A 3398-nucleotide genomic window follows, 5' to 3' on the forward strand; every position below is an offset into this window, starting at 1 on the left:
CTCACCTCCTCACGCCGGACCCCGCACGGTCCGGCGTGAGGAGGTGAGGTGGGACGTGCAACTGACCCCGCACGAGCAGGAGAGGCTGCTGATCCATGTGGCGGCCGACGTCGCCGAGAAGCGCCGCGCGCGCGGCCTCAAGCTCAACCACCCCGAGGCGGTCGCGCTGATCACCTCGCACATCCTCGAAGGCGCCCGCGACGGCCGTACGGTGGCCGAACTCATGGCGTCCGGCCGGAAGCTGCTCACCCGCGACGACGTCATGGAGGGCATCCCGGAGATGATCCACGACGTCCAGGTCGAGGCGACCTTCCCGGACGGCACGAAGCTCGTCACCGTCCACGACCCGATCGTCTGAGGCCGCCGATGATTCCCGGAGAGATCCTGTTCGAGGACGGCCCGATCGTGTACAACGCGGGCCGCGAGGTCACCCGGCTGACCGTCCTCAACGCCGCCGACCGCCCCGTGCAGGTCGGCTCCCACTACCACTTCGCCGAGGCCAACCCCGGCCTGGAGTTCGACCGCGCCGCGGCGCACGGCAAGCGGCTCAACGTCGCCGCCGGGACGGCCGTACGCTTCGAACCGGGGATCCCCGTCGACGTCGAACTCGTCCCGCTGGCCGGCGCCCGGATCGTGCCGGGGCTGCGCGGGGAGACCGGAGGGGCCCTCGATGCCTGAGATCTCGCGCGCCGCGTACGCCGACCTGTTCGGCCCGACGACCGGCGACCGCATCCGCCTCGCGGACACCGACCTGCTGATCGAGATCGAGGAGGACCGCTGCGGGGGGCCCGAACTCGCCGGTGACGAGGCCGTGTTCGGGGGCGGCAAGGTCATCCGCGAGTCCATGGGGCAGGCGCGTGCTACGCGCGCAGACGGCACGCCGGACACCGTCATCACGGGCGCCGTCATCGTCGACCACTGGGGGATCGTCAAGGCCGACATCGGCATCCGCGACGGGCGGATCACCGGCATCGGCAAGGCGGGCAACCCCGACACCATGGACGGCGTCCACCCCGACCTCGTCATCGGGCCCGAGACCGAGGTCATCGCGGGCAACGGGCGGATCGTCACGGCCGGCGCGATCGACGCGCACGTCCACTTCATCTGCCCGCAGATCGCCGACGAGGCGCTCGCCTCCGGCGTCACCACCCTCGTCGGCGGCGGCACCGGGCCCGCGGAGGGGTCCAAGGCGACGACCGTTACGCCCGGGCCCTGGCACCTCGCCCGGATGCTGGAGGCGATGGAGCAGTACCCGCTCAACATCGGGTTCCTCGGCAAGGGCAACACCGTCTCGCACGACGCGATGCTCTCCCAGATCCGCGGCGGCGCGCTCGGGCTGAAGCTCCACGAGGACTGGGGGTCCACCCCGGCCGTCATCGACGCGTCCCTCACCGTCGCCGAGCAGACCGGCATCCAGGTCGCCATCCACACCGACACGCTGAACGAGGCCGGGTTCGTCGCCGACACCCTCGCCGCGATCGGGGGGCGCGGCATCCACGCGTACCACACCGAGGGCGCGGGGGGCGGGCACGCGCCCGACATCATGACCGTCGTCTCCCAGCCGAACGTCCTGCCCTCGTCCACCAACCCGACCCGGCCCTACACCGTCAACACCGCCGAGGAACACCTCGACATGCTGATGGTCTGCCACCACCTCAACCCGGCCGTCCCCGAGGACCTCGCCTTCGCCGAGTCCCGCATCCGGCCGTCCACCATCGGCGCGGAGGACATCCTCCACGACCTCGGCGCGATCTCGATCATCTCCTCCGACGCGCAGGCCATGGGCCGGGTCGGCGAGGTCGTCCTCCGGACCTGGCAGACGGCGCACGTGATGAAGCGACGCCGAGGATCTCTGCCGGGCGACGGCCGCGCCGACAACCACCGGGTACGGCGGTACGTCGCCAAGTACACGATCAACCCGGCGATCGCGCAGGGCCTCTCCCGCGAGGTGGGTTCCGTCGAGACGGGCAAGCTGGCCGACCTCGTGCTGTGGGACCCGGCGTTCTTCGGCGTGAAGCCCCAACTCGTCGTCAAGGGCGGGCAGATCGCCTACGCGCAGATGGGCGACGCCAACGCGTCCATCCCGACGCCCCAGCCGATCCTGCCCCGCCCCATGTACGGCGCCATCGGCCGCGCCCCCGCCGCCAACTCCTTCAACTTCGTCGCCCAACTGGCCATCGACGACGGCCTCCCCGAACGCCTCCAGCTCGGCAAGCGGTTCGTCGCCATCGACTCCACCCGCGGCGTCACGAAGGCCGACATGCGCGAGAACGCCGCCCGCCCTGACGTCCGCGTCGACCCCGATAGCTTCGCCGTCCACATCGACGGCGAACTGGTGGAGGCGACACCGGCCGCCGAACTGCCCATGGCACAGCGGTACTTCCTGTTCTGACGGGGCTGTGAGAGGGCCGGGAGAGGGCTGGGAGGACGAGGACGTGAGACGGCGGACTCTGAGAGGGAGAGGTTCCGGGATGGCGGGTTCGGAGATTACTGCGGGCTCCGCGATGGCAGGTTCCGCGCCGACTGGTCCTGGGCTGGCGGGCCCCGAGCAGGCGGGCTCGGAATCGGCGGGTTCCGCGATGGCGGGCTTCTGATGTCCGGCGCGGCGTTGCTCGTTCTGGCCGACGGGCGTTTTCCCGCCGGGGGGCATGCGCACTCCGGCGGGGCCGAAGAGGCGGTGCGGGGCGGGCGGATCACCGGCGTCGAGAGCCTGGAGGCGTTCTGCCGGGGGCGGTTGCATACGGCGGGGCTCGTGTCGGCGGCGTTGGCCTCGGCCGCCGCTGCCGGTGCCGACCCGGTGTGGCTGGACGCGGAGGCGGACGCGCGAACTCCCTCACCGGCGCTGCGGGTTGCCGCCCGCAAGCTGGGGCGGCAGTTGATGCGGGCCGCGCGGGCGACCTGGCCGAGCCCCGAACTCGACGCGCTGGCACGGGAGTTCCCCAAAGGGGCGCACCAGCCAGTGGTGTTGGGGGTGACCGCACGCGCTGCCGGTCTGAGCCCCCGGGACGCCGCGTACTGCTCGGTGTACGAGAGCGTCAGCGGCCCGGCGACAGCCGTGGTCCGCCTCCTGAGCCTCGACCCCTTCCAGGCGACCGGCGTTCTGGCTCGCCTGACGCCGGAGATGGACCGAGTCGTGGACACGGCGGTGACAGCGGGAACGTCAACCCCACCGGAGCTGCCCGCAGCTTCGGCACCGTTGCTGGAACTGGGCGCGGAGGCACACGCGGAGCGACGGGGAAGGCTGTTCGCGTCGTGAAGCTGGACGGGACGGCGGCGAAGCCCGGCGTGGACGGCAAGGTGGGGCAGGCCCACACCGCGCACGCCAAGCCGCGCCGCCCACACCGAACCGCACCCGACAAAGCACCATCACCCCCACCCACCTAAGGGGCGCGGGGAAC

Annotated in this window: 4 protein-coding genes; all 4 read left to right on the forward strand. The window is 71.9% G+C overall.

The window, feature by feature from the left end; all coding sequences use genetic code 11:
* Positions 1-55: 55 nt before the first annotated feature.
* The 4 genes from AOK24_RS14750 to AOK24_RS14765 all read left to right on the forward strand — a co-directional run bounded on the left by AOK24_RS14750 (position 56) and on the right by AOK24_RS14765 (position 3256).
* Positions 56-358 carry an urease subunit gamma gene (locus tag AOK24_RS14750; RefSeq protein WP_010355509.1) on the forward strand — a complete coding sequence of 101 codons (303 nt, stop codon included), beginning with the start codon at positions 56-58 and terminating at the stop codon, positions 356-358.
* Positions 359-366: 8 nt separating this feature from the next.
* A complete protein-coding gene (locus AOK24_RS14755) occupies positions 367-678 on the forward strand; it encodes an urease subunit beta (protein ID WP_055720530.1) in 312 nt (103 codons plus the stop codon).
* Positions 671-2392 (forward strand): urease subunit alpha, encoded by a 1722-nt coding sequence (locus tag AOK24_RS14760; RefSeq protein ID WP_055720531.1) that lies wholly within the window; start codon positions 671-673, stop codon positions 2390-2392. The genes AOK24_RS14755 and AOK24_RS14760 overlap by 8 nt, the downstream gene beginning before the upstream one ends.
* Positions 2393-2593: 201 nt before the next feature.
* Entirely contained in the window at positions 2594-3256 is a 663-nt protein-coding gene (locus AOK24_RS14765) for an urease accessory protein UreF (RefSeq protein WP_055720532.1), read from the forward strand.
* Positions 3257-3398: the final 142 nt, after the last annotated feature.

Origin of the sequence: Streptomyces niveiscabiei, assembly GCF_001419795.1 — a bacterium.
GTDB classification, from domain to species: domain Bacteria; phylum Actinomycetota; class Actinomycetes; order Streptomycetales; family Streptomycetaceae; genus Streptomyces; species Streptomyces niveiscabiei.

What these genes read in the sequence shown, in the direction of transcription:
- AOK24_RS14760 (WP_055720531.1), top strand. Translation starts at nt 671, where the DNA reads ATGCCTGAGATCTCGCGCGCCGCGTACGCCGACCTGTTCGGCCCGACG.
- AOK24_RS14755 (WP_055720530.1), top strand. Translation starts at nt 367, where the DNA reads ATGATTCCCGGAGAGATCCTGTTCGAGGACGGCCCGATCGTGTACAAC.
- AOK24_RS14765 (WP_055720532.1), top strand. Translation starts at nt 2,594, where the DNA reads ATGTCCGGCGCGGCGTTGCTCGTTCTGGCCGACGGGCGTTTTCCCGCC.